This is a genomic window from Klebsiella sp. BIGb0132 (assembly GCF_024810075.1).
GTDB lineage: Bacteria > Pseudomonadota > Gammaproteobacteria > Enterobacterales > Enterobacteriaceae > Klebsiella > Klebsiella terrigena.
Genome location: NZ_JANUDW010000002.1, coordinates 408998 through 434831 on the forward strand (window position 1 = coordinate 408998; position 25834 = coordinate 434831).

Here is a 25834-nt window from a genome sequence, read left to right on the forward strand (position 1 = left end):
CTAAAACAAATTATAAATCTGACCAATACTTAACGCTTTTAAGCCAGTGGGCTTTGTCGTAATTACCTACTTTTGATTCAAGGAGACAGTAATGACAACGCATCGCAGTGAAAAAGACTCTATGGGCGCGATTGATGTTCCTGCCGACAGGCTATGGGGCGCGCAAACCCAGCGTTCGCTGGAGCATTTTCGTATCTCAACGGAAAAAATGCCGGGCGAACTTATCTACGCTCTGGCGTTAACCAAGCGCGCGGCGGCGAAGGTGAATCAGGATTTAGGCCTGCTGGCCGGCGAAAAAGCGCAGGCCATCGTCGAGGCCGCCGATGAAGTGCTGGCGGGAAAGCATAGCGCAGAGTTTCCGCTGGCTATCTGGCAGACCGGCTCCGGCACCCAAAGCAATATGAATATGAATGAGGTTCTGGCAAACCGGGCCAGCGAGCTGCTGGGCGGCGTGCGGGGCATGGAGCGCAAGGTGCATCCGAACGATGACGTCAACAAGAGCCAAAGCTCCAATGACGTCTTCCCGACGGCGATGCACGTGGCGGCCATTATCGCCCTGCGCGAGACGCTCATTCCCCAGCTTAACGTGCTGAGAAAAACGCTCAGCGATAAATCCGCCGCGTTCAGCGATATCGTTAAAATCGGCCGTACGCACCTGCAGGACGCCACCCCGCTGACGCTGGGGCAGGAGTTCTCCGGCTGGGTCGCCATGCTCGAACATAACCTCCGCCACCTCGAGCTAAGCCTGCCGCATCTGAGCGAGCTGGCGCTGGGCGGTACGGCGGTGGGAACCGGACTGAACACCCATCCCGAATACGCGGTGCGGGTCGCGGCAGAGCTGGCGCAGAGTAGCGGCCAGCCGTTCGTTACCGCGCCGAATAAGTTTGAGGCGCTGGCAACCTGCGACGCGCTGGTCCACGCCCACGGCGCGCTGAAGGGGCTGGCGGCGTCGCTGATGAAAATTGCTAACGACGTGCGCTGGCTGGCCTCGGGCCCGCGCTGCGGTATCGGCGAAATTGCGATTCCGGAGAATGAGCCGGGTTCATCGATCATGCCGGGCAAGGTCAACCCGACGCAGTGCGAAGCGCTGACCATGCTGTGTTGCCAGGTGATGGGCAACGACGTGGCGCTGAATATCGGCGGCGCTTCCGGCAACTTCGAGCTCAACGTCTATCGTCCGATGGTTATCCATAACTTCCTGCAGTCGGTGCGGCTGCTGGCCGACGGCATGGAGAGCTTTAACGAACACTGCGCGGTGGGGATCGAACCCAACCGGGAGCGCATCAACCAGCTGCTCAACGAGTCGCTGATGCTGGTGACGGCGTTGAATACCCATATCGGCTACGACAAAGCGGCGGAAATTGCCAAAAAAGCGCATAAAGAGGGGCTGACGCTGAAGGCCTCGGCGCTGGCGCTCGGCTACCTGACGGAAGCCGAGTTCGACAGCTGGGTGCGTCCGCAAGAGATGGTCGGCAGCATGGCTACTCGCTAGCCAGCCACAGGTGCAGGCGCGGGATCAGCAGACGAAGCGCCTGCGCCTGGGGTTTATAGCGATACTGCACGTTGTCGGCATCGTAATTCAGTAACTCGCCAATATCCGGTACGCTGACCCCCTGAGTGCCGGATATCAGCGTAATCAGCGGCCCGGGGCAGGCGTACTGCACCTGCTTTTGCTCGCCGGCGTACCAGACGCGGGCGATAGGCTGGACTTTCACCGGCCGCTTAATCTTCAGCTTTGCCCGCTGCGGCAGGGCGGCGATATCCTGATACTCCCTCTCCAGCTTGCTCTGCCACTGCTCGCGCGTCCACGGCGGCACCGCGCGCGGCGACTGCAGGCTTTTTTCCAGCTGCATCAGCACCTCATCGCGGGTTAAATTCTTAATCACGTGCTTATTGGCCCAGCCAAAGCGGATGGTGCTGGGATCGAACAGCGGCGTCAGCGTGCGGTAGGCGCTAAGGGTGATTAATCCTGGCAGATGGCGATGCACCCACTCAAAGCGGGCCGCGGCGGGGAGGGCGGAGTCGACGGTAATGATTTTTTCGAAGGTGGCCTTTAGCGCGTTGATGCTGGCGATTTTTTGCCGCAGGTCGGCCTGCTCCTCGGCGCTGGTTTGCAGGCAGATAGTCCCGGGAAGGCGCACCGCGGCCTTGCTGCTGCGGCTTTCCGATTGCTGCTGGATAAACAGATGGCCGTAGTGCGTGAGGGCCATCTCCAGCGCCGTTTTACCGATATGCTGCACGACCTGAATCGTCTCAAGCGGATCGTGTTCGGCGTCTTTACTCACCGCCGGGAGCTCAAATACCCGCGCGGCAAGCAGGCGACAGCGGCTTAGCGCCAGCTTCAGCTCCTGCAGCTCCCGCTCAAGCTGGCGAAAGGTGCCATTGAGTCGTTCAACGAGGTCATAATTTGCCATCTGCGCCACCTTAGTTACAACATACTAATCGGTTTTTAACTATACGCAGGCCGCAGCGCCTGCGCAAGGGGGGTCAGCCAGAGGTAAAATTCGGCAGCTGGTGGTAGATAGGCCAGCTAAAGCTGAAGCAGGCGCCGCCCAGCGGGCTGGTGCGGCAGCTCACCTCGCCGGACATCGCCTGGGCGATGCTGTGGACGATAGCCAGCCCGAGCCCGCAGCCGCCGGTGGCCCGATCGCGGCTGGGGTCAAGCCGGACAAACGGCTCGAACACGCGCTCGCGCTCGGCGGGGTCGATGCCCGGACCGTCGTCGTTGACCTGCAGCGTCGCCCGCGATCCCGCCAGCGTCAGGCTAACCTGAATTCGCTGGCTGCTGTAGCGCAGCGCGTTGTTAACCAGATTATCAAGCACGCGCTCCATCAGGCGCATATCCAGCGCGCCGTAGTCGCCGGCCACCACCTCGTGAAGGGTCACCTCGCGCTGCGGGTTTACCATCTGAATATCTTCCACGTGGGCCTCAATCCAGGCCGGAAAGTCGGGGGTGGTCAGGCTCAGCTCGTTTTGCGGCCGGTCAAGGCGGGCGTAGGTTAACAGCTCTTCGATAAGGGCTTCCAGCTGGCCGATATCGCGGTTCAGGGCCTGTGATTCGGCGGCGGTGAGATTTTCACTCATCTCAAGGCGATAGCGCAGGCGAACCAGCGGCGTGCGCAGCTCGTGGGCAATGCCGTCGATCAGCTGCTTTTTGCTGGCGATCAGGGCGTTGATATTATCGGCCATCTGGTTAAAGGCCACGCCGAGCCGCTCAAAGCTGGACATGCTATCGAAATGGATGCGCTCGCTAAAATGCCCCTCGCCGAAGCGCTGGGCGGCGGTCTCGATGCGCAGCATATCCTGCCAGTGCGGGCGCATCCAGATGAAGACCGGGAACGCCAGCGAAATGGCGATAAAGGCCATCAGCGCGACGTCCAGCAGGCGCATCTCATGCAAAAAGTAGAGATAGGGGACCGGACCTACCGACAGCACGTAGTGGCTGCGCGGAATGCGCTGAATAAAGGTGTACTCATCATCGAGGGCGACGATATCGCCGGCGCGCAGATGCTGCATTGAGCTCTCCGCCAGCTTGAATTTGCTCAGCGGTTCAATATGCAGATCGAACGACAGATTGAGGTCCAGCTCTTTGAGCGTTTTGCTCCAGTCGCGCGGCGGAATTTCCCGCAGCTCGCTGCGCATCAGATAGAGCGAGCTTTTCATCAGATCGTCCAACGACTGGCGGCCCGCACGCTCGGCGGTAAATTTATATACCAGGCCGACCAGCATGGTCATAACCAGAAAGCAGACGAACAGCAGGAGGTAAAACTGCACAAACAGCTTTTTCATAGCCGGACCCGTTAATTAATTGTCCCAGGCGTGGGGGGCAAACAGATAGCCTTTGTTGCGCACCGTTTTGATACGGTAGGGTTCTGTTGCGCTATCGAGAAGCTTTTTACGCAGGCGGGAAATTGCCACGTCGACGCTGCGGTCCATACCGTCGTAGGTGACGCCGCGCAGGTTTTTCAGCAGCGCATCGCGATCCATAATTTGTCCCGCGTGGGTCGCAAGCTCCCACAGCAGTTCGAAATCCGCCGTAGAAAGCGCGACGCTGTCGCCGGCGAGCAGCACCTGGCGGTTCACCGGGTCGATGGAGAGTGAGCCAAAGGCGATGGTTTTATGCGGCGTCAGCGAGGTGGGCGCGGAGGTGAGCGGAACGGCAACGTGCTGACGCAAATGCAGGCGCAGCCGTGCCAGCAGCACGGCGGGTGGGGTGGTTTTGAGGATATAATCGCTCGCGCCCATCTCCAGCGACAAAATATGGTTCATATCGCTATCAAGGGAGGTCAGCAGCACGATGGGGCCCTGCCACTGCCCGCGCAGGTCGCGGCAAAGTGTCATCCCGTCCTTGCCCGGCAGCATGATATCTAATAGCACCAGATCGGGTTTTTCTCGCGCAATAACCTCTTCCGCCCGGTCGCCGCGTGGTTCAACCACCACGTCCATATCATGCTTACCCAGATAGGCGGCGATCAGCGCGCCAACTTCCGGATCATCCTCAACGAACACGATCTTATTCATATTTTATATGTATATGTAAAAGGTTTAACATACACCGCCAGCAAATTGCCTGCCATTACTCTTTTATAAACAAATGTTCTTCCGCTATGCTGGCGTAACTTGTTGTTTAAATGTAAAGGCAAAAGGCATGGGGCTGTTGATTAAAGCGCTGCTCGGGGCGCTGGTGGTGGTACTAATTGGCGTACTTTCCAAAACCAAAAATTACTATATTGCCGGGCTCATTCCGCTATTTCCAACATTCGCCCTGATCGCTCACTATATTGTCGCCAGCGAGCGCGGGATTGAAGCCCTGCGCACCACCATCGTATTTGGGATGTGGTCAATCATTCCCTATTTTATCTACCTGCTGTCGCTCTGGTACTTCACCGCAACGATGCGCCTGCCTTACGCGCTGGCGGGCGCCGTTGTGTGCTGGAGCCTGTGTGCCTGGCTGCTGATCCTCGGCTGGAGCCGTTTCCACTAGCGCAGGTGGCGGCCACCGTCGACGGCGAAGGAGCGGCCGGTGACGAAATGGCTGCTGAACAGATAGTCGAGCAGTTCGATAATTTCCGTTTCGCCTGCGGTGATTTTCATCAGCGATTTATCCAGCGCCTGCAGGCGATATTCGGCGTCGTCGCCTTCATTAAACATAATAAGCGAGGGGGCGATGGCGTTGACCTTTATTTCCGGCGCCAGCTTGCGGGCGAAGGAGCGGGTCATATTATCCAGCGCCGCTTTACTGGCGGCATAGGCGATGTGCTTATCGCTGCCGCGCTCAACCACGTAGTCAGTGATATGAATAATATCGCTGCCCGCATGGCCGTGGCCACGCAGCAGCGCTTCCAGGGCGTGATTGAGCAGATAGGGCGCATTGACGTGAATTTGCATCATGCTGGCAAGCACCGTGCTGAGCGGCGTCCCCGGCTTTTCCGCCATCCAGCCGCTGGCGTTATGGATAACGGCGCGCAGGCCGCCGCTGGCGTGGGACTTCACCGCTTCGGCGAAGGTTAAAATCCCGTCGTCGGTGCTAAAATCTGCCTCCAGACAAACGGCGCCGGCCGTACGCAGCGCGTCAATAGCCGGATAGTGGGTTCGATAGCTAACGATGACGGGCTGCTGTTGCTGAAGAAAATGCTGTGCCAGAGCGAGGCCGATTCGGCGACCTCCTCCTGTAATCAGGACCGGGCGAGGCTGTAGTTCAGCCATGGGTATCTCCTTTGAGTTCCGCGGCGGGGCGACCGCTTACCCCACCAGCATCCACGTTGCCGGTACGGCGGCAACCAGCAACAAACCAATTAAGGCTAATTCACGGCGTTTAAGCATGCGATCGTGCTGGTGCGTACGGCGGGCGTACAGGAAAACCAGAAGACCCGGAGCGTAAAGTATCACCGACAGCAGTAAATGCACAGGGCCCGACGCATATAATAACCATAAGCCATAAGCGCACGCCCCGATACCTACAGCCTTATGCAGCGGGCGTACGGCAATTTTCAGCAGGAAGGCGCCGACGAGCAGATAGGGAACGAGGATCATCTCGGAGGCGATGGTGAGCAGGGTACCGTAATCCGAGCCGGTCAGCCAAATCAGCACCAGCGAGGCCTGGACGCTAATATTGGTTAGCCACAGCGAAGCAGACGGCGCATTGTGGCGATTTTGCCGGGCAAACAGACGCGGAAACGCTTTGTGGGTAGCGGCCAAATAAGGAACTTCCGCCGCCATGATGGTCCAGCTCAGATAGGCGCCGCAGACGGAAACGATCAGCCCGGCGGCGATGATCACCTCGCCCCAGGAGCCCATCATTCTGACCATCAGCCCGGCCATCGACGGATTACGCATTTCCGCCAGCTCCGGACGGGCGACAACCCCCAGCGAGAGCAGCGTGACCAGAAGATAAACCACCAGCGCTGAAAGTACGGCCAGCAGCGTCGCGCGGCCAACGTCGCGCTTATTTCGCGCGCGCGCCGATACAACCACCGCGCCCTCTACGCCGATAAACACCCACAAGGTGATCAGCATCGTATTCTTCACCTGCTCCCACACCGGCACGCCGAGCGCCAGGCCGCTGAAATCAAGCGTGAAGGTCTCTAAACGGAAGGCCATCGCCGCGAGAACGATAAAAGCGCCGAGCGGAATAAGCTTCGCCAGGGTGGCGACCAGGTTGATGCCCGCCGCCGTTTGCACGCCGCGCAGGACTAAAAAGTGGACCACCCACAGCAGAACCGATGCCCCGACGATCGCCTGCCAGGTATTGCCGTTGCCAAAAATGATCGAACCGGGCGCGTCGGTGAAGAAGCTCAGCGCCGCAAAGACGATAACCAGGTAGGAGACGTTGGCGATGACCGCACACAGCCAGTAGCCCCAGGCGGAGCAGAAGCCCACCAGTTCGCCAAATCCTTCGCGCGCATAGGTAAAAATACCGCCGTCGAGATCGGCGCGAATGCGGGTTAGCAGGAGCATGGCGAAGGCGAGGAATAAAATGCCCACGCCGGTAATGGCCCAGCCGATCAGCAGGGCGGACGGGCTGGCCACGGCGGCCATATTTTGCGGCAAACTGAATACGCCTGCGCCCAGCATTGAGCTGAGAACCAGGGCGGTCAGGGCGCTAAGGCCCAGTCTCTTTTCCATTGCAATCCCGAAGTGACAACCGTGAAGTAAAGAATATTTATTTGGCTAAATCGCATAAAATGGACGATTACGCTAAGGCGCGGGATTTTACGGAGTGTCTTGTGCGCATGCAATGGCGGCGGATGAAAAAAAGCAAAAAGGCGGCAAAGCGCCGCCTTTTTGTTCAGCTGAGGTGTCGTTATTTATACAGGTCAGCGCTGATGGTCATGTTACCACCGCGTTCCTGCCACTGGCGGGTGATGTGGTAATACTTCGCGCCTTTCTTCGCCGCACGTTTGGCCACCTGGTAAGAAACTTCGGTCATATTGCCGTAGTTACCGGTGAACTTAATGCTATCGAACGGGGCCATCTGCGCCGCGGTGATCTTGTTCACTTCTTCAATCTTTGTGCCGTCAGGAAGCGTGACAGTGTAACGCCCACCTTTAGAGGACTGCGTTTCGAAGAAGCGGCCTACGCCGGTACCTGAGCCAACGGCTGCGGTGGTTGCCACGCCGGGGATTTCCACGTTTTTAGCCGCGGCGCCGCCTTCAGCCAGCGCTGCGCGCCCGGCTTGAGAATCGGCAGGAATCGCGTCAGGACTTTGCAGAACGCGTTTTTTGGCATCGGCTTTATAAACATAAGCGGTGATGCGCTGATTGCCGCCCTGGTTAGCATCCACCTGACGAACAATGAAGAAAGAGGCCGCGCCTTTTGCTTTCGCCGCTTTGGTGATGGCATCGTTGACTTCAGGCTGGCTGCGATAGAAGCCCTGCACGGTCACGGTATCAAACGGTTCCAGCTCAACGGCCTGGTCTTTCGGCAGCTCCATGATCCCATTAATCATGCGATTTTTTGGGGCATCGGCCTGCTGAGCGTTGTCTTTATAAAGATCTGCCGTTACGCGCCAGTTACCGCTGTTGCCATAGTCTGAGGTGTCGACAACATAAAAGGAGGCTGCGCCGTCTTTGTCGGCCTTGCGGGAGACTGCCTTAACCGCATCGCCAATCGCAGTAAAACGGCCGGTGATGACCACGCGATCGTAGGGCTTCAGCGCCGCCGCCTGCTCCGGAGTCAGCTCGGTCGCTGCATGGGCAGACAGCGCAGTCGTAGCCAGGAGAGCAGACGCCAGGAGTGAGTTCTTAAGATTCATAAAAATAGTCCTTTGCCTTGCGCAAACCATGTACAGGTATTGTTGTTGACTGAAAACGCTCGATTATTGCATTTAAAAGGAGTGACTGTCTGCGTCAATTTTTGCTAACCGCCCGAAACGCGCGTCACAATAATATAACATTTTCCGATATGTTGAAAAAACAGCCTCTTGACCAGCAAAATCGATAATCGATATCGCTTTAATAAGTTAATGTAATGTTAATGCGATGTTCTGGCAGGCGATTAATTGCGTATTACGGCTTAAGCTAAGCGAATTATCAGGCTCGCTTATAAATTTAAGGTAAATATTGCTGCCTGACGCAGTTTGTCGCGCGTTTTACCAATAAAATCAAAAATTCTGTTTTATCGCAGTAGATCACAATCGGTATTTTCAGTAGGTTATAAAAAGTTTGTTACTGTTTCATTTTTTTCAGTCGAATATCTGAGCCGGCGCGTTTTGCCGGCGGATTGTCGGCTGTCAGAAGAGAAAACCATCATCAAAAACCGATGAAAGGGAAAACTATGCGTATCGGGGTACCAAAAGAACGGTTAGCCAATGAAACCCGCGTAGCGGCCACGCCGAAAACGGTGGAGCAGCTGCTCAAGCTGGGTTTTACCGTCGCAGTTGAAAGCGGCGCGGGCCAGCTGGCAAGTTTCGATGACGAGGCGTTTGCTCAGGCAGGCGCTGAGGTTGTGGACGGCGCCGAAGTTTGGCAGTCGCCCGTTATTCTCAAGGTGAATGCGCCTGACGAGAGTGAAATTGCTTTACTGAATCCAGGCACCACGCTGGTGAGCTTTATCTGGCCGGCGCAGAACCCGGAGCTGCTGGCAAAACTCTCTGCCCGCAAGGTAACCGTGATGGCGATGGATTCGGTGCCGCGTATTTCGCGCGCCCAGTCGCTGGATGCCTTAAGCTCGATGGCCAACATTGCCGGCTATCGCGCCATCGTCGAGGCCGCGCATGAATTTGGCCGCTTCTTCACCGGGCAGATCACCGCCGCGGGCAAGGTTCCGCCAGCCAAGGTGATGGTGATCGGCGCCGGCGTTGCCGGCCTGGCCGCGATTGGCGCCGCCAACAGCCTGGGGGCGATCGTTCGCGCGTTCGACACCCGTCCTGAGGTCAAAGAGCAGGTGCAGAGCATGGGCGCTGAGTTCCTTGAGCTGGACTTTAAAGAGGAGGCGGGCAGCGGCGACGGCTATGCCAAAGTGATGTCCGAAGCCTTTATTAAAGCCGAAATGGCGCTGTTTGCCGCCCAGGCAAAAGAGGTCGATATCATCGTCACCACGGCACTGATCCCCGGCAAACCAGCGCCGAAGCTGATTACCCGCGAAATGGTTGACTCGATGACTTCCGGCAGCGTGGTGGTCGATCTGGCCTCGCAGAACGGCGGCAACTGTGAATACACCGTGCCTGGCGAAGTGGTGACCACCGCCAACGGGGTGAGAATCATCGGCTATACCGATCTGCCAGGCCGCCTGCCGACCCAGTCATCCCAGCTCTACGGCACCAACCTGGTCAACCTGATCAAGCTGCTGTGCAAAGAGAAGGACGGCAACATTGCCATCGATTTCGACGACGTTGTGGTACGTGGCGTAACGGTTGTTCGCGACGGGGAAGTGACCTGGCCGGCGCCGCCGATTCAGGTCTCCGCCCAGCCGCAGGCCGCTGCGAAGAAGGTTGAAGCGCCTGTTGAACCGAAAAAACCGGTTTCGCCGTGGCGCAAATACGCGCTGATGGCGCTGGCGATTATCCTGTTTGGCTGGCTGGCTAACGTGGCGCCGAAGGAGTTCCTCGGCCACTTTACCGTCTTTGCGCTCTCCTGCGTGGTCGGATACTACGTGGTGTGGAACGTGTCGCACGCGCTGCATACGCCGCTGATGTCGGTCACCAACGCCATCTCGGGGATTATCGTTGTCGGGGCGCTGCTGCAGATAGGCCACGGCGGCTGGGTCAGCGTGCTGAGCTTTATCGCGGTGCTGATCGCCAGCATTAATATTTTTGGTGGTTTCACCGTCACTCAGCGCATGCTGAAAATGTTCCGCAAAGGATAAGGGGTAACAAATGTCTGGTGGATTAGTTACAGCTGCATACATTGTTGCCGCGATCCTCTTTATTTTTAGTCTCGCAGGGCTGTCAAAACACGAGTCCTCTCAGCAGGGCAACTACTTCGGCGTTGCCGGGATGGCGATCGCGCTGATCGCCACCATTCTGGGGCCGGACAGCAGCAACGTCGCGTGGATCCTGCTGGCGATGGTTATCGGTGGCGCCATCGGTATCCGTCTGGCGAAGAAAGTCGAAATGACCGAAATGCCGGAGCTGGTGGCGGTGCTGCACAGCTTCGTCGGCCTTGCGGCGGTGCTGGTGGGCTTTAACAGCTACCTGCAGCATGAAACCGGCATGGAGCAGATTCTGGTCAATATTCATCTGACCGAAGTGTTCCTCGGCATCTTCATCGGTGCGGTGACCTTTACCGGCTCCATCGTGGCCTTCGGCAAGCTGTGCGGCAAGATGTCCTCCAAGCCGCTGATGCTGCCGAACCGTCATAAGCTGAACCTCGCGGCGCTGGTCGTCTCTTTTGTGCTGCTGGTGGCCTTTGTTCGCACCGATAGCACCGCGACGCAGGTTCTGGCGCTGCTGGTGATGACCGTTATCGCTCTGGCGTTTGGCTGGCACCTGGTGGCTTCCATCGGCGGGGCGGACATGCCGGTCGTGGTATCGATGCTGAACTCCTACTCAGGCTGGGCGGCGGCGGCGGCGGGCTTTATGCTGAGCAACGATCTGCTGATCGTCACCGGCGCGCTGGTCGGCTCTTCCGGTGCGATTCTGTCCTACATCATGTGTAAGGCCATGAACCGCTCCTTCTTCAGCGTCATTGCCGGCGGATTTGGTACCGATGGTTCCTCGTCCGGCAGCGATGATGAAGTGGGCGAGCACCGTGAAATTAGTGCAGAAGATACCGCTGAAATGCTGAAAAACTCGCACTCGGTGATCATTACCCCGGGCTACGGGATGGCGGTAGCCCAGGCGCAGTATCCGGTTGCGGAAATCACCGAGCGTCTGCGTGCTCGCGGTATCAAGGTGCGCTTTGGTATTCACCCGGTTGCCGGTCGTCTGCCTGGGCATATGAACGTGCTGCTGGCGGAAGCCAAGGTTCCGTACGACGTGGTGCTGGAAATGGATGAAATCAACGATGACTTCACCGACACCGACACCGTGCTGGTTATCGGCGCCAACGATACCGTTAACCCAGCCGCGCAGGACGATCCGAAAAGCCCTATCGCCGGTATGCCGGTGCTGGAAGTCTGGAAAGCGCAGAACGTGGTGGTCTTCAAACGGTCGATGAACACCGGCTACGCCGGCGTGCAGAACCCGCTGTTCTTCAAGGAGAACACCCACATGCTGTTTGGCGATGCCAAAGCCAGCGTGGATGCGATTCTGAAAGCGCTGTAAGGCCTGAAGAGCGCGGACGAAAGTCGCTATAAAACGTTTGCTTCTGAAGCCGTCTCCGTTGAGACGGCTTTTTTATATAGCGCGCCAGCCCACTTATTGCTCATAAATTAATCGCCTCGGGGTGCTATAATAGGGACGTTTTTTCAACACACTGAGGATATTATGGATACCGAATTAACCCCCGCGCAAATGGCCATCGAATTTCTGCGTCGTGACCCTACCGCTTTAACCCCCGCGCAGTACCTGAAAAAATTTAAACTTCTCGAGCTGGAATTTGCCGATTTAATGTCGCTCTCCTCCATTGAACTGAAAGAAGAGATCGACCACGCCTGGCGCTTAGGTATCCATTAAAAAGTATCGCTTCAGCTGATATGCATCGCTGATGAAGGGGCCGGAAGGCCCTTTTTTACGCTCTGTGAGAGGCGGCGGGCAAAAAAATCCCCCGCGGTGGCGGGGGAGTTGGCGACGACGGCGGGGCTACCAGAGATCAGTCGTCGTCTTCGTCGTCCAGTTCAACCGGCGTTTTGTACTGATCCGGTTTCAGCACCAGCAGATCGCAGCGCAGATGGTCGATCACCTGCTCGGCGGTGTTGCCGAGGAAGGCCGCCGACAGCCCGGTACGCCCGATGGTGCCCAGGACGACAATCCCTGCCTGCAGATGCTCCGACAGATCGGGAATAACCTCTTCCGGCAGACCCTTTTCGACGTGGGTGCGGCTCTCGTCAATCGCAAACTTTTGCCGCAGCGTTTTCATCGCCAGCAGGTGCTGGCCGCGAATGGCGTCGTTGTAGATGCTGGGATCGAAATCAGGCAGCTCAATGGCGATATTGATAGGCGTAACCGGATAAGCGCCCACCAGGTGGACCTCGGTGTGGTTAACCTGTTCCGCCAGCTCAAGCGTCTCTTTGACCAGTTTCTCATTCAGGGAGTCGTGGTAGTTTTCTTCGCTGGCAAGGTTGACCGCCACCAGCGCTCTGCCGCCCTCTGGCCACGGCTGGTCTTTAACCATCCACACCGGGCACGGGCATTTACGCAGAAGATGCCAGTCGGTAGGAGTGAAGATGACCGCTTCCAGCCTGTCGTGCTGGTGCGCCATTTTCAGCACTAAATCATGCTTGTCGCTGAGGATTTCCTGGATAATGGCTTCGAAGGGGCGGTTGTGCCATACCACCTTGATGTCAATTGGGATCCCGGACTCGATATAGAACCGGGCCTGCTCTTTGATCCAGGCGCTGCGTTGGCTGATCACGCCCTGGCGCATAGCCGTTCGCTCGTCTGGCGACAGCAGGGTCGTCATCTCATATGAGAAATCATAGATCGGCAAAAAGGCTTTAATGCGGCCACCAATCCGTTGGTGTAGGTATACCGCGCGCCGCAGTGCGGGCTGGTCGTCCTGGTTAGGATCGATTACTACCAGCATGTTCTGATACTTCGCCATACAGGGTCTCCTTACAACTGTAACTGCAGTCTGTAATTAAAAAGATAACCTATATAGATGAATTGAAACAGGGGATGACCCTGGCCAGATCAACAAATAAGAAAAAAATTAGCGATCTGGCGAAGGGATCGGGCTATCAGGCGACGTTGCGCGCCTGACCAGCCAGCTGAGCGAGGAGGTCGCTGTTTTCGATGGTGATGTATTTACCTTTAACCGCCAGCATGCCGCTTTTCTGGAAACGACCCAGCAGGCGGCTGATGGTTTCTACGGTCAGGCCGAGATAGTTCCCGATATCGCCGCGGGTCATGGTCAGACGGAACTCACGAGGCGAGAAGCCGCGCTGGGCAAAACGACGAGAAAGATTGTAGATAAAGGCCGCCAGGCGCTCCTCGGCGTTCTTTTTGGAAAGCAGCAGGATCATATCCTGATCGCCTTTGATCTCGCCGCTCATCAGGCGCATCATCTGCTGACGCAGATTCGGCATCTTGCCTGAGAGGTCGTCCAGGGTTTCGAAGGGAATTTCGCAGACCATTGAGGTTTCCAGCGCCTGAGCAAAGCTCGGGTGGAGACCGGTGCCGATCGCGTCAAAACCAACCAAATCCCCCGCCAGGTGGAAGCCGGTAATCTGCTCGTCGCCCTGTTCGGTAATGGTGTAGCTTTTGATGGTGCCTGAACGAATGGCGTACAGCGACTTCAGCTCATCGCCGGCTTTGAACAGGGTCTGTCCTTTCTGGATAGGCTTTTTTCGCTCGATGATATTATCAAGCTGATCAAGCTCGTGCTCGTTCAGAGTAAAAGGGATGCAAAGCTGGCTGATGCTGCAATCCTGACAATGGATTGCACAACCGCCAGACTGAATGCGTCGTATAATTCTCTTTTCCGGGATCATAAGTCTGCTCAAGCCTTAATTGATATTGGTCAATTTTAACATCTTTTTGGTGAGCAGGTAAGCCTCGAACCGATGAAACACGTAATATTAAAAGGGGAAAGCGATTACCCCCTTTATCTCATTGATAAGAAATAAGATGTCTGAGCATATTTGATTGTAAAGTTGCCGGATGCTTCCGATAAAAGGCACTTACGGTCAAAGAAGCAAATACCCCTCATGGCGCAATAACCACTCTTTACGCTGCACGCCGCCCGCGTAGCCGGTCATGGTGCCGTTACGTCCGATGACGCGGTGGCAGGGCACCACGATACTGACCGGATTAGAGCCGTTGGCCGCCCCGACAGCCCGCGCGGCGCCAGGCCGACCTAATGCCTCCGCCAGCTGACCGTAGTGCATAACCTGGCCGCAGGGGATGGTACGCAGCGTTTTCCAGACCTCGCGTTGAAACGGGGTGCCCGCCGTCGCCGTCGGCAGCGTTTCGATAACCGCAAGGTCACCGGCGAAATAGTCGCCAAGCCTGCTGCTCAGCCCGCCCGGGTTATGAGAATCCACGCGCTGGTACCCTTCATGACGATAGTGCAGCTCCAGCAGCTGCTCCATCCGCGCGCTGTGCTCCTCCCACTCAACGGCTCGCAGATGAAACTGCTCGTCGCAAATGATCCATAGCGGCCCGACCGGGGTATCGATTTTGTCCTGAAGCAGTATCAGCATCGTTTTTCCTTATTACCTGATTCAAATGATTATTACTGCACCCTGAACACAAGATATCACGTCATCCTGATGGGCAACTATACTCCATAAAGGTGAACGGCGAGCGGCGTGGCTGAAGGGGCGAATCTATGAATATGTTTTCCATTTTGCAGCTGCCTGCAGGGCAGAAGCAAAACCAAATCGCAGCGGGTCCCGCGATATTTAATTTTGTATTAATTACGCCGCGCGGGTGTGAATGGATTTTGCTACTTTCTCCGGGCGGTAAATTCCCCTATGCGGAGGAGCGTTCAGTTCATCTCTCTATGCAGTTTGTCATACGCACGCGGATTAGTTTGAACTGGCTAATTCATCGGGAGGCACCCGACGCCGCAATACACTATACAGGCATTCCTTGAGTCAATTATTTGCCAGCACGTTAGTGCTGGCTTTTTTTTGTTAACGTGAAAGGTGATGGTATGCAATATATGCTAACTGGCGTTTTGATATTGATTATCAGTGGTTTGCTGTTAAATGCTGTCTCTCTTATGATCGAGTCGCTTTATAAGCTAATGAAAGATATGCACTTAAAGAAAAAACATTTTTAGGTGCCTCAGCAGGTCCGGCAAGCGTATTGACAGCGATCGCTTGCCGACCTGTTATTCCCCTCCCTCATACACCCGTTCAGCAATCCGGCCCTTATTTTCAGGCACTTTTTTTGGCATCACGTATATTCACCGCGGCGATCGCGCGGGCTGAGTGCAGGTGGCTACGGGCGCGGGATGCGCCACCGCTGCCGTGACCGGCGACAAACGCGTTGAGGGCGCGCGGTGCGACGGCTATAGTAGCCTCCGATAGTCGCCGGAGGAGTGCTGATGAACCTTGATGACAAATCGCTATTTCTGGATGCCATGGAGGATGTCCAGCCGCTGAAGAGCGGCAACGACGTGCTGTGGCATCCCGAGCGCCACGCCCGCACCCCGCAGCGCATCGACGCACTGCAGCTGGATAACTTTTTGACCACCGGCTACCTCGACGTGCTGCCGCTGGCAACGCCGCTGGAGTTCAGGCGCGAGGGGTTACAAAGCGGCGTGCTGGACAAGCTGCGGCTGGGGAAATACAGCCAGCAGGCGAGCCTCAATCTGCTGCGCCAGCCGGTCGAGAAGTGTCGGCAAATGCTGTTTGCCTTTGTGGTCCAGGCGCAGAAGGAGTCGCTGCGCAACGTGCTGATTGTTCACGGCAAAGGGCGTGACGACAGCGCTCATCCTAATATTATCCGCAGCTACCTGGCGCGCTGGCTGGAAGAGCTTCCCGAAGTGCAGGCATTTTGCGTCGCATCCGCCCATCACGGCGGCAGCGGAGCGTGCTACGTCGCCCTGCGCAAATCGGCCGAGGCAAAGCAGGAAAACTGGGAGCGCCACGCCAAACGCAGCCGCTAGCGCAGCAGCAGCGTCAGCTCCCGGGCCGCTTTTTGCAGCTCTGGCAGCACCCGATCCAGCATTTCGCGAGTTGAAACCTGCCCGGCATGGACGCCGACGTTCAGCGCCGCCTGAACCTGTCCCTGCGGGTTAAACAGCGGCACCGCCAGCGAGCGCAGCCCCATCTCCAGCTCCTGATCGTTCAGCGCGTAGCCCTGCTGGTGGACGCGCCTGAGCTCGGCGCGCAGCTTATTCACCGAATCCACCGTTTGCGGGGTGTAGCGAATCATCGTCACCCGGCCCAGCATATCGTTCAGCTTCTCCTCCGGCTGATGGCTCAACAGCACCCGGCCCATCGAGGTGGCCCAGGCCGGCAGCCGGCTGCCAATATCCAGATCGATAGTCATAATGCGTGAGCTGGAGGCGCGGGCAATGTAGAGAATATCGTCGCCGTCGAGGGTGGCGATGGAGCAGGACTCGTTAAGCATTTCGCTCAGATGCTTGAGCACCGGCTGGGCCGAACGCGCCAGCGGGGTTGAGGCCAGCCAGGCGTGGCCGAGGGCGAGGATGCGCGGACGCAGCTGAAAATTCTTGCCATCTTCAGCATAGACAAACCCCAGCTTGCCGAGCGTATAGAGGCAGCGGCGCACCGCCGCGCGCGGAATACCGGTCTTCTGGCTGATCTGTGAGATCGACAGCACCGGGCGCTGCGGGGTGAAGGCCTGAATCACCTCCAGCCCGCGGGCCAGCGAGGCCATAAAGTTCGGGTCGCCCTTAAACGGGTCGCTATCGCCGGTCAGTAAATCGTCTGGATGCTTCTCCATTTTGTTCTCCATATTTGCCATCGATCACATTCTTTCGCTAAAGATATACGATGTTCGATTATCGCACCATATTTCGATTATCGCCCTTGACCAACATCGTTAAGCGGGTCACATTTTGTGCGAACAACGTATATAAGTGCGATTACCGCACATAAAGGAGCGACCTGATGATTGATAAAAGCGTGTCGACGCTAAGCGATGCCATCGCCGGGATCCACGACGGCGCGACCATCATGATCGGCGGTTTTGGTCCCGCCGGTCAGCCAACGTACCTGATTGATGCCCTGATTGAGCAGGGCGCCCGCGACCTAACCATTATCAACAACAACGCGGGCAACGGTGAGGTGGGCCTGGCGGCGCTGCTGAAGGCCGGACGGGTGAGCAAGATGATCTGCTCTTTCCCGCGTCAGGTTGACTCGCAGATTTTTGACGACCTCTACCGCCGCGGCAAGGTCGAGCTGGAGCTGGTTCCGCAGGGCAATCTGGCGGCCAGAATCCAGGCCGCCGGCGCCGGACTGGGGGCGGTATTTACCCCGACCGGCTACGGCACGCCGCTGGCGGAAGGCAAAGAGACCCGCGAAATCGACGGGCGCCATTATGTTCTTGAATATCCGATTAAGGCCGATTTTGCGCTGATTAAGGCTCATCACGCCGACCGCTGGGGCAACCTGGTGTACCGCAAAGCGGCGCGCAACTTTGGCCCGATCATGGCAACCGCCGCCAAAACCACCATCGTTGAGGTCTCCCGCCTGGTCACCCTCGGCGAACTGGACCCGGAAAATATCATTACTCCGGGGATTTTTGTCCAGCGCGTCTTCTCGCTGGAAAACACCGTTACCGCACAGAGCGCCTGAGGAGCCAGCGATGCAAAAATTAACTCGTGATGAGATGGCCCAGCGCGTGGCGCGCGATATCCCGGAAGGGGCCTATGTGAACCTCGGTATCGGTTTACCGACCCGCATCGCCAACTATCTGCCCGCGGATAAAGAGGTGTTCCTGCACAGTGAAAACGGTCTGCTGGGCATGGGCGGCAGACCGCAGCCCGGCGAAGAGGATCCGGAGCTGATTAACGCCGGGAAAGAGTACGTCACGCTGCTCAAAGGCGGCTGTTTCTTCCACCACGGCGACTCCTTTGCCATGATGCGCGGCGGCCACCTCGATATCTGCGTGCTGGGAGCCTATCAGGTCTCTGCCCGCGGCGATCTGGCCAACTGGAGCACCGGCGCGCCGGACGCGATCCCGGCCGTGGGCGGGGCGATGGACCTGGCTATCGGCGCGCGTCAGGTCTTCGTGATGATGGATCATCTGACCCGCGACGGCGAGTGCAAGCTGGTGGAGCACTGCAGCTATCCGCTGACCGGCGTTGGCTGCGTCAGCCGAATCTACACCGACCTCGCGGTTATCGATATCACCCCCGGCGGCCCGGTGGTGCGGGAAATCTTCAACGGCCTCTCTTTTGAGGAGCTGCAGCGCATCACTCCGGTGGCGTTGACCTTCGAACATCTGGCGAAAAGCGCGTAAGGAACCTATGATGAATCAGGCATTTATCTGTGATGCGGTGCGTACACCCTTCGGTCGTTTTGCAGGCACCCTGGCGCCGATGCGCGCCGATGATTTAGGCGCGCTGCCGCTCAAGGCGCTGCTGGAGCGCAATCCGGGACTGGATCCTTCGCGCATCGATGACGTGATTTACGGCTGTGCAAACCAGGCCGGCGAAGATAACCGCAACGTCGCGCGCATGGCGCTGCTGCTGGCCGGACTTCCGGAAACGGTTCCGGGCAGCACTATTAACCGCCTGTGCGGCTCGAGCCTTGATGCGATCGGCGTCGCAGCGCGGGCAATCAAAAGCGGCGAGACTCAGCTGATGATTGCCGGCGGAGTAGAGAGCATGTCGCGCGCGCCCTTCGTCATGGGCAAGGCCGAAAACGCCTATAGCCGCAGCATGCAGATTGAAGATACCACTATCGGCTGGCGCTTTATCAACGCGCGGATGAAGGCGCTGTATGGCGTTGATTCGATGCCGGAAACCGCTGAAAACGTGGCCGCTGATTTTGCGATTTCGCGCGCGGACCAGGACGCCTTCGCCCTGCGCAGCCAGCGGCGAACCGCCGAGGCGCAGGAGGCCGGGCGCTTTGCCGATGAGCTGATTGCGGTCTCGATCCCGCAGCGTAAGGGCGATCCGCTGCTGTTTACCCGCGATGAACACCCGCGCAGCACCTCGCTGGAGGCGCTGGCGAAGCTAAAAGGCGTGGTGCGCGCCGACGGTTCGGTGACCGCCGGCAACGCTTCCGGGGTCAACGATGGGGCCTGCGCGCTGCTGCTGGCCAGCGAGCAGGCGCTGATGGTGAACGACCTGCAGCCGCTGGCGCGCGTTGTCGGCGTGGCGACCGCCGGGGTCGCGCCAAGAATTATGGGCTTCGGTCCGGCTCCGGCAGTACGTAAAGTGCTGACGCTGACCGGGCTGACGCTGGCGCAGATGGACGTGATTGAACTGAACGAAGCCTTTGCCGCCCAGGCGCTGGCGGTGACGCGCGATTTAGGCCTGGCCGACGACGCCGCGCACGTTAACCCCAACGGCGGGGCGATTGCCTTAGGCCATCCGCTGGGCGCCTCCGGCGGGCGGCTGGCGATGACCGCCGCCTATCAGCTGCGGCGCACCGGCGGGCGCTACGCGCTGTGCACCATGTGTATCGGCGTCGGCCAGGGAATTGCGCTGATTATTGAACGTGTTTAAGGAGCCAAAATGAGTTTGCTGACCCCGATGATGCGCAGCAGCCCGCTGACCGCCTGGTTTAGCGACGCGCAGCGGGTACAGGGGATGCTGGATTTTGAAGCGGCGCTGATCCGCGCCCAGGCCGCCTGCGGGATAGTGCCCCAGGCGGCCGTCGCGCCGGTGGTCAACGCCTGCCGGCATTCGCTTATCGATTTCTCCGCGCTGGGAGAGGCGGCGGCCGACGCCGGGAACCTGGCGATCCCGCTGGTCAGGCAGCTTACCGCCTGCGTTAAGACTTCGGACCCGCAGGCCGCTCGCTACGTCCACTGGGGAGCCACCAGCCAGGATGCTATCGACAGCGGTCTGGTTCTGCAACTGCGCGGCGCGCTGGCGGAGACCGATTCGCTGCTGCAGCGCCTGATGGCTGAATTTGCGCAGCAGGCGCAGCGGCATCAGCATACGGTGATGCCGGGGCGTACCTGGATGCAGCACGCGCTGCCGGTGACCTTTGGCCTGAAGCTGGCGGGCACTCTCGATGCGCTGCTGCGCTGGCAGCAGCGGCTGCGCGAAATGCGCGCCCGCGTGCTGGTTCTGCAGTTTGGCGGCGCGGCGGGCACCCTCGACTCGCTAAAAGGGCACGCACCGGAGGTCGCCGGGCGGCTGGCGGCCGAGCTTGGCCTGGCGCTGCCGGACACCCCGTGGCACAGCCAGCGCGATCGGCTGCTGGAAGTGGGGGCCTGGTACGCCGGGGTCTGCGGGACGCTGGGTAAATTTGCCAATGACTTTTCGCTGCTGATGCAGACGGAAGTTGCCGAAGTTGCGGAGCCGGTCGCGGAGGGCCGCGGTGGTTCGTCGACGATGCCGCACAAGCGTAACCCGGTCGGCTGCGCGGCGATCCTGACGGCGGCTCAGCGTACGCCGGGCCTGGTGGCCTGCCTGTATGCCGGCCAGGTTCAGCAGCACGAGCGCGCGCTCGGCGGCTGGCAGGCGGAGTGGGAGACGCTCCCTGAGCTGATCACCCTCGTCGGCGGCGCGCTGGAACAGAGCGTCGAGCTGGCGCGCGATATGCAGGTGTTCGCGCAAAAAATGCGCGCCGATCTCGATATGACCCACGGCCTGATTATGGCCGAAGCGGTGACCCTGGCGCTGGCGGAGTTTATCGGTAAGGCCGACGCTCATCATCGGGTCGAGGCGCTGTGCCGCCAGGCGATTGACCAGTCGCGCCCGCTGCTGGCGCTGCTGGAAAGCGACCCTCAGGTCAGCCAGCATCTTAGCGTAGCCCGTTTAACCCAGCTGCTGGACCCGACAACGGCGACCGGCAGTGCGGAAATTTTTGTGCGCCAGGTCGTGGCGCGTTACAAGGAACAACATGATGAACCTTGATTACCAGATTGACGGCCCGGAAGGTGCGCCGGTTATCGTTCTTTCCAACTCGCTGGGCACCACCCGGTCGATGTGGCAGCCGCAGCTTGGCGCGCTAACCGCGCGGTTTCGCGTGCTGCGCTACGACACTCACGGTCATGGTCAGACCGCTAAAAGCGGTAAAGTGACCCTCGCCCAGCTTGGCGAAGACGTTATTACGCTGCTCGATCATCTGCAGATAGAGAAAGCCTGGTTTTGCGGGATTTCGATGGGCGGACTGACCGGACTGTGGCTGGGACGCTTCGCTCCAGAGCGGTTTTACGCCATTGCGGTGGCCAATACCGCCGCGCGAATTGGCGACCAGGCCAGCTGGCTCTCGCGGGCGCGGGCCGTCCGTCAGGAGGGGATGGACGTGGTGGCCGCCGGCGCGGCGGACCGCTGGTTTAGCCACGCCTTTCGCCAGAAGGCGCCGGAGGTGGTCGCATCCCTGTGCCATCAGCTGACCCATAGCGATGCCGAGGGCTATGCCGCCTGTTGTGAAGCGCTGGCAGCGGCCGACCTGCGCAGTGAAGTCGGGCACATCAGCCTGCCAACCCTGATAATCGCCGGGGAAAGTGACCCTGTCACGACGGTGGCGGATGCCAACTTTCTCCATCAGCAGATCCCCGCCTCGCAGGTGGTGGTGGTCTCCGCATCGCATCTGTCTAATATCGAAGCGGCGGGCGCATTCAGCGCCGCATTACTGGGATTCTTCCGGGGAGAGCAGCATGGATGACAAGGCGCGTTATCAGCAGGGAATGGCGGTACGCCGTCAGGTGCTGGGCGATGCCCACGTCGACCGCACGCTGGATAAGCTGACCCCGCTCAATGAAGAGTTTCAGGACTTTATTACCCGCTACGCGTGGGGCGAAACCTGGACCCGACCGGGGCTGGAACGCCATACTCGCAGCATGATCACCATCGCGATGCTGATCGCGCTTAATCGCGAAGCGGAGCTCAAAATGCATCTGCGCGCTGCGTTTAATAACGGCGTGACCCGCGATGAGCTCAAGGAGCTGATTATGCACTCCGCGCTCTACTGCGGCCTGCCAGCGGCCAACGCCACGATGCACCTGGCGCAGCAGGTGTTTGACGAGCTGGACGGCAAGTCAGTTTGACCCTAACTGAGCTGGCCGGCAACGTTACGTATGACCGGCCAACGCATACGGTCACGTCCCTTTCTGGTCCCGGTCCTGCGGCGCTGCCGCCGGTTCGGCATACCAGTCCTCTTTCGCCACCACTAGCGCTCCCTTCGGCTGCATCACAAAATTAGGTGACATGATCTGCACGCCAAATTCATTAAACACATCCTGAATATTGCTATGCAAAGTGGTGCGGCCAACGGCCAGCGCAGTTTCAGGCAGCAGTCGGACCTGCAGCTCATACGAAACATACCAGTCGAGCAGGCCCAGCTGCCGCACCAGCGGCGGCTGGCTATGATCGATCCCTTGCGACCGGTGCGCCGCCAGCTCCAGCATCGCCTGCACCTGCCGCCACGGCGTGTCGTAGCCGATGGTGACCCCGGTCGTCAGGTTGACGCCAGAGCCTTGATTTTGCGCGCTGAGGTTGGTGATTTTCCCGCTGACCACCACCGCGTTCGGCACGGTGACGATATAGTTTTCCCGGGTGATGATTTTGGTCGCCAGCATGCCAATTTCGCTGACCTTGCCCTCGTTGTCGGCGATGCGGATCACGTCCCCTTTATGCAGGGCGCGCGAGTAAATCAGTACCAGCCCGCTCATGGCATGGTTCATGACGCCCGCGGAACCCAGGGTCAACATTAGGCCGAAAAAGACGCTAATTCCCTTAAAAGCCAGTGAATTAGCGCCGGGCAGGAAGGGATAGGCTGCCGAAAGGGCAAACAGCCAGATCGCTACCGAAATCAGCTTGCGGGTGGCGCCCACCGTCTCCGGGTGCAGCCCGGGAACCTGCAGGCGTCCGGCCTCCACCTGGCTGAGGAGCAGCTTGACGAGGCGGATAATAAACCAGGTAATCAGCAGAATAATCAGCACGATCAGCAGGCCTGGCAACGAGGAAGCCATCGACAGGGCAATGCCCTGCAGCACGCGTAGCGACCAGTCGCCTAACGATTCACTCCATATCCGTGTCCATGGGAACAGTCCAAAGGCCCAGCTCAGCCATGCGTACAGTACCATTATCCCCAGAAGAATCATCAGCAGGGCATACAGTTTGGTTTCAATATTGCCGAGAAAACGGCGCCAGCTTTGCGGGATCCAGCTGCGCTTTTCGAGGATGCGGCGATGAAAAAATCGGCGCACCAGTCGCCAGGAGCGGTATGTAGCGTAATACAGCGTGGCCAGTACCAGCGTCGCGGCGACGACCTTCACGATAGCCAGCGCCAGATAGGGCTTGTTGTACTGCTCCCGAAGGGAGGTCCGCTGCGTCTCCATGCGGGCGAGGACCCGCTGTGCCGCCTGATCGAGGGTCAGATCGTCGCCCTCATCGAGGTCGGCCTGGCTCAGCAGCATAATCGGTTTCCCGTTCATGATGAACAGTCGTCCCGGCAGGTTGTAACGGGTGACTGGAACCACCTGGAGCGGCTGGCTGATATCCGCCTCGGTAAAGGCGCGCAGGGTATTACGGATGCGCAGCACGCGCTCTTCCGGTGTGGTCTGGCCGAAGGTCGCCTGCAGCATCACTATCGGCTGGTGGAAAATTTTTACCGTGCGAGCCTGTTCACGCTCCGTCGGCTGCTGGCGAGGTTCCGCCGCCGAAAGTGGGAAAGCCAGACACAGCGCGAGCCATGTCAAACACAACGCCTGTATCCTGTTCATATTTGGCACCCGAAAATAGGGAATTATTGTTATTTTTCAGGTGGTCAATAGCACATTCTGACCTGACCCTGCTTTGAGCATAGACCAGCAATAAGCGAATTCAAGAGGCGCCCGGCGCCAGAGAGCGGCGGCAGCGCCAGCTGGAGGGTTGTGCGGGCAAAAAGGGACGGCTCCGGCGTGTGCGGAAAGTCAGGCGATGCTGCACCGACGCTCGCGCTGACAAAATGTGCGATCTTCTTGACACAGCATTGACAAATAAATGCCTGGTCAGTAATTTCATTTGTAATTATTGACCAGGCAAATATCATGAATAAGCATCCGGGTATTATCAATAACAAGTTCCATCTGGGTTTATTAATCCATCTGGCAAACCAGTATAAAGATCAGCTTATTAGCCAGTACTTCTCCGGCATGGATATCACGGCCGCGCAGTTTAAGGTGCTGATCAGCATCTATAAGGGCGTCACCAGTCCGGTTGAGATCAGCAAAAATCTGGTCATGGACGCCGGGGCGATGAGCCGCATGGTGGATCGGATGGTCAAGCGCGATCTCATCAGCCGTTCGCCTAATCCGCAGGATAAGCGGCAGGTCGTGCTGGCGCTGACCGGCAAAGGCGAGCTGATTTGCGAGCGCTTTGTTAATGAAGCGCTGGCGTCAATCATCAGCGACCTTACCGCCCGACTGACCCCCGACGAGTCTCGTTTACTGGTAGAGCTAATGACAAAAATGCTGCCAGACGAAATTGTTGCTCCTCATCGCTAACGTATTCAAGAAGGTCCGCACAAGATGGAAACCACACCTGCACAGCACGCCGAGCGCGGCAGCAAGCGCAAACGCAACTTTATTATTTTACTGATTATTCTGCTGCTTGCCGCCGGCGGCGGCGTGGCATGGTATCTGCTGTATGCCCGCTACTATGAATCGACTGACGATGCCTACGTTAACGGCAACCAGGTGACGCTCACTCCGCAAATCGGCGGCACGGTGACCCAGGTCACGGTGGACGAGGGGGATTTTGTGCAGAAGGGGCAGCCGCTGGTGCTGCTTGACCCGAGCGATACCGAAATTGCGCTGCAGCAGGCGGAAGCCAATCTGGCCAACACCGTGCGCCAGGTTCGCGGGCTCTACAGCACGGCGGATAACTACCGCGCGCAGGTTGCGGCGAAAAGGGTCGCCCTGCAGACGGCGCAAAACGACTACGCCCGGCGGCAGAAAATCTACCAGAGCGGCGCCATCGCTGCGGAAGATCTCTCCCACTATCGCGACGCGGTCACCAGCGCGCAGAGCGACTTAGCCGCCGCTCAGGAGGCGTTACGCACCAACACCGCGATGGTTGATGACACGGTTATCGACAGCCATCCCGAAATTAAAAGCGCGGTAGCCACGCTGCGTCAGCGCTATCTGGATAATTCGCGCAGCACCATCGTTGCGCCGGTCAGCGGTTTTGTCGCCAAACGCGCGGTCCAGCTCGGCATGCGCGTCGATTCGGGAACTACCCTGATGGCTATCGTGCCGCTGAATGAGGTGTGGGTCGATGCCAACTTCAAAGAGAGCCAGATGAGCGCGATGCGCCTGGGGCAGAAAGTGACGCTGAGCGCGGACCTCTACGGCGACGACGTGGAGTACCACGGCACCATTGAGAGCCTGGGCATCGGCACCGGCAGCGCGTTTTCGCTGCTGCCCGCGCAGAACGCCAGCGGCAACTGGATCAAAATCGTCCAGCGTCTGCCGGTGCGCATCACGCTGGACCCGCATGATATGCAGAAAAACCCGCTGCGCGTGGGGCTGTCGATGAACGTTCGCGTTGATATTCGCGATACCGACGGCCATCTGCTGCCGCAGCAAACCGTTAGCGCCCCGCGTTTCACCACGGATGTGTATCAGAACCCGCTGGAACAGGCGGACCAGCTGGTGGCTAAAATCCTTCATGACAACAGCAAAGCGGTAGCCGCCGGCGCCCGTTAA

At 58.5% G+C, this 25834-nt stretch carries 26 protein-coding genes; 15 read left to right on the forward strand and 11 right to left on the reverse strand.

The features are described 5' to 3' along the window. Window positions 1-91 precede the first annotated feature (91 nt). Window positions 92-1492 (forward strand): class II fumarate hydratase, encoded by a 1401-nt coding sequence (gene fumC / locus M2416_RS08835; protein WP_041145804.1) that lies wholly within the window; start codon window positions 92-94, stop codon window positions 1490-1492. Here the strand turns inward: fumC and tus are convergent. The 3 genes from tus to rstA all read right to left on the reverse strand — a co-directional run bounded on the left by tus (window position 1482) and on the right by rstA (window position 4521). Then, window positions 1482-2414, reverse strand: a complete 933-nt coding sequence (gene tus, locus M2416_RS08840) for a DNA replication terminus site-binding protein (RefSeq protein WP_259223368.1) — start codon at window positions 2412-2414, stop codon at window positions 1482-1484. The genes fumC and tus overlap by 11 nt on opposite strands. A 73-nt stretch (window positions 2415-2487) precedes the next feature. Next, window positions 2488-3789 (reverse strand): two-component system sensor histidine kinase RstB, encoded by a 1302-nt coding sequence (gene rstB / locus M2416_RS08845; protein ID WP_076946822.1) that lies wholly within the window; start codon window positions 3787-3789, stop codon window positions 2488-2490. 15 nt (window positions 3790-3804) lie between these two features. Continuing rightward, window positions 3805-4521 (reverse strand): two-component system response regulator RstA, encoded by a 717-nt coding sequence (gene rstA / locus M2416_RS08850; RefSeq protein ID WP_041145801.1) that lies wholly within the window; start codon window positions 4519-4521, stop codon window positions 3805-3807. Window positions 4522-4648: 127 nt separating this feature from the next. Between rstA and M2416_RS08855 the strand changes: the two genes are divergently transcribed. Further along, window positions 4649-4984 (forward strand): GlpM family protein, encoded by a 336-nt coding sequence (locus M2416_RS08855; RefSeq protein ID WP_045858494.1) that lies wholly within the window; start codon window positions 4649-4651, stop codon window positions 4982-4984. Here the strand turns inward: M2416_RS08855 and folM are convergent. The 3 genes from folM to ydgH all read right to left on the reverse strand — a co-directional run bounded on the left by folM (window position 4981) and on the right by ydgH (window position 8254). Continuing rightward, window positions 4981-5706 (reverse strand): dihydromonapterin reductase, encoded by a 726-nt coding sequence (gene folM / locus M2416_RS08860; protein ID WP_076946823.1) that lies wholly within the window; start codon window positions 5704-5706, stop codon window positions 4981-4983. The two genes, M2416_RS08855 and folM, sit on opposite strands and share 4 nt — an antisense overlap. A gap of 36 nt (window positions 5707-5742) precedes the next feature. Then, entirely contained in the window at window positions 5743-7125 is a 1383-nt protein-coding gene (locus tag M2416_RS08865; protein WP_259223373.1) for an amino acid permease, read from the reverse strand. Window positions 7126-7303: 178 nt separating this feature from the next. Further along, complete coding sequence (gene ydgH, locus M2416_RS08870; RefSeq protein WP_045858488.1) at window positions 7304-8254, reverse strand: DUF1471 family protein YdgH; 951 nt, start codon at window positions 8252-8254, stop codon at window positions 7304-7306. A gap of 521 nt (window positions 8255-8775) precedes the next feature. On the opposite strand from ydgH, the gene pntA reads away from it, so the two are divergent. From pntA to M2416_RS08890, 3 genes are all read left to right on the forward strand, one after another. Continuing rightward, the gene (pntA, locus tag M2416_RS08880; protein ID WP_259223378.1) at window positions 8776-10305 is read left to right on the forward strand and encodes a Re/Si-specific NAD(P)(+) transhydrogenase subunit alpha; all 1530 of its coding nucleotides are present in this window, start codon (window positions 8776-8778) and stop codon (window positions 10303-10305) included. Window positions 10306-10315: 10 nt separating this feature from the next. Continuing rightward, the gene (pntB, locus tag M2416_RS08885) at window positions 10316-11704 is read left to right on the forward strand and encodes a Re/Si-specific NAD(P)(+) transhydrogenase subunit beta (protein ID WP_045858484.1); all 1389 of its coding nucleotides are present in this window, start codon (window positions 10316-10318) and stop codon (window positions 11702-11704) included. A 162-nt stretch (window positions 11705-11866) separates the two neighbouring features. After that, complete coding sequence (locus M2416_RS08890; RefSeq protein ID WP_041145794.1) at window positions 11867-12055, forward strand: YdiH family protein; 189 nt, start codon at window positions 11867-11869, stop codon at window positions 12053-12055. Window positions 12056-12191: 136 nt separating this feature from the next. Here the strand turns inward: M2416_RS08890 and uspE are convergent, their stop codons facing one another. The 3 genes from uspE to ogt form a co-directional block, all read right to left on the reverse strand. Beyond that, complete coding sequence (gene uspE / locus M2416_RS08895) at window positions 12192-13142, reverse strand: universal stress protein UspE (protein ID WP_041145793.1); 951 nt, start codon at window positions 13140-13142, stop codon at window positions 12192-12194. Window positions 13143-13278: 136 nt separating this feature from the next. Continuing rightward, window positions 13279-14031 (reverse strand): fumarate/nitrate reduction transcriptional regulator Fnr, encoded by a 753-nt coding sequence (gene fnr, locus M2416_RS08900; RefSeq protein ID WP_002903394.1) that lies wholly within the window; start codon window positions 14029-14031, stop codon window positions 13279-13281. Between the two features lie 195 nt (window positions 14032-14226). Continuing rightward, the gene (gene ogt, locus M2416_RS08905; RefSeq protein WP_076946828.1) at window positions 14227-14742 is read right to left on the reverse strand and encodes a methylated-DNA--[protein]-cysteine S-methyltransferase; all 516 of its coding nucleotides are present in this window, start codon (window positions 14740-14742) and stop codon (window positions 14227-14229) included. A gap of 128 nt (window positions 14743-14870) precedes the next feature. Between ogt and M2416_RS08910 the strand changes: the two genes are divergently transcribed. Continuing rightward, window positions 14871-15137 (forward strand): hypothetical protein, encoded by a 267-nt coding sequence (locus M2416_RS08910; RefSeq protein WP_254846094.1) that lies wholly within the window; start codon window positions 14871-14873, stop codon window positions 15135-15137. A gap of 456 nt (window positions 15138-15593) precedes the next feature. Further along, on the forward strand, window positions 15594-16157 hold the full coding sequence (smrA, locus tag M2416_RS08915; protein ID WP_076946829.1) for a DNA endonuclease SmrA: 564 nt from the start codon (window positions 15594-15596) through the stop codon (window positions 16155-16157). Here the strand turns inward: smrA and M2416_RS08920 are convergent. Then, complete coding sequence (locus M2416_RS08920; RefSeq protein ID WP_045859586.1) at window positions 16154-16960, reverse strand: IclR family transcriptional regulator domain-containing protein; 807 nt, start codon at window positions 16958-16960, stop codon at window positions 16154-16156. The genes smrA and M2416_RS08920 overlap by 4 nt on opposite strands. 167 nt (window positions 16961-17127) lie before the next feature. Here M2416_RS08920 and M2416_RS08925 point away from each other — a divergent pair, with 167 nt between their 5' ends. Genes M2416_RS08925 through pcaC form a run of 6 tightly spaced genes read left to right on the forward strand, consistent with a single transcriptional unit; the run spans window position 17128 to window position 22192 of the window. After that, window positions 17128-17814: a 3-oxoacid CoA-transferase subunit A gene (locus tag M2416_RS08925; RefSeq protein WP_041145789.1), complete on the forward strand. Its 687-nt coding sequence runs from the start codon at window positions 17128-17130 to the stop codon at window positions 17812-17814. 10 nt (window positions 17815-17824) lie between these two features. Next, a complete protein-coding gene (locus M2416_RS08930; protein ID WP_123708122.1) occupies window positions 17825-18481 on the forward strand; it encodes a 3-oxoacid CoA-transferase subunit B in 657 nt (218 codons plus the stop codon). Window positions 18482-18491: 10 nt separating this feature from the next. Then, the gene (gene pcaF / locus M2416_RS08935) at window positions 18492-19694 is read left to right on the forward strand and encodes a 3-oxoadipyl-CoA thiolase (protein WP_259223392.1); all 1203 of its coding nucleotides are present in this window, start codon (window positions 18492-18494) and stop codon (window positions 19692-19694) included. Between the two features lie 9 nt (window positions 19695-19703). Then, a complete protein-coding gene (locus M2416_RS08940) occupies window positions 19704-21056 on the forward strand; it encodes a 3-carboxy-cis,cis-muconate cycloisomerase (protein WP_259223394.1) in 1353 nt (450 codons plus the stop codon). Continuing rightward, entirely contained in the window at window positions 21046-21810 is a 765-nt protein-coding gene (pcaD, locus tag M2416_RS08945; protein ID WP_041145785.1) for a 3-oxoadipate enol-lactonase, read from the forward strand. Before M2416_RS08940 ends, pcaD begins: the two co-directional genes overlap by 11 nt. Further along, window positions 21803-22192 (forward strand): 4-carboxymuconolactone decarboxylase, encoded by a 390-nt coding sequence (pcaC, locus tag M2416_RS08950; RefSeq protein WP_259223395.1) that lies wholly within the window; start codon window positions 21803-21805, stop codon window positions 22190-22192. The genes pcaD and pcaC overlap by 8 nt, the downstream gene beginning before the upstream one ends. Before the next feature lie 51 nt (window positions 22193-22243). Here pcaC and M2416_RS08955 read toward each other — a convergent pair whose 3' ends face one another. After that, complete coding sequence (locus tag M2416_RS08955) at window positions 22244-23869, reverse strand: mechanosensitive ion channel family protein (protein ID WP_259223396.1); 1626 nt, start codon at window positions 23867-23869, stop codon at window positions 22244-22246. Window positions 23870-24175: 306 nt separating this feature from the next. On the opposite strand from M2416_RS08955, the gene M2416_RS08960 reads away from it, so the two are divergent. Beyond that, window positions 24176-24631 carry a MarR family transcriptional regulator gene (locus tag M2416_RS08960; protein WP_041145782.1) on the forward strand — a complete coding sequence of 152 codons (456 nt, stop codon included), beginning with the start codon at window positions 24176-24178 and terminating at the stop codon, window positions 24629-24631. 24 nt (window positions 24632-24655) lie between these two features. Continuing rightward, complete coding sequence (locus M2416_RS08965; protein WP_041145781.1) at window positions 24656-25834, forward strand: efflux RND transporter periplasmic adaptor subunit; 1179 nt, start codon at window positions 24656-24658, stop codon at window positions 25832-25834.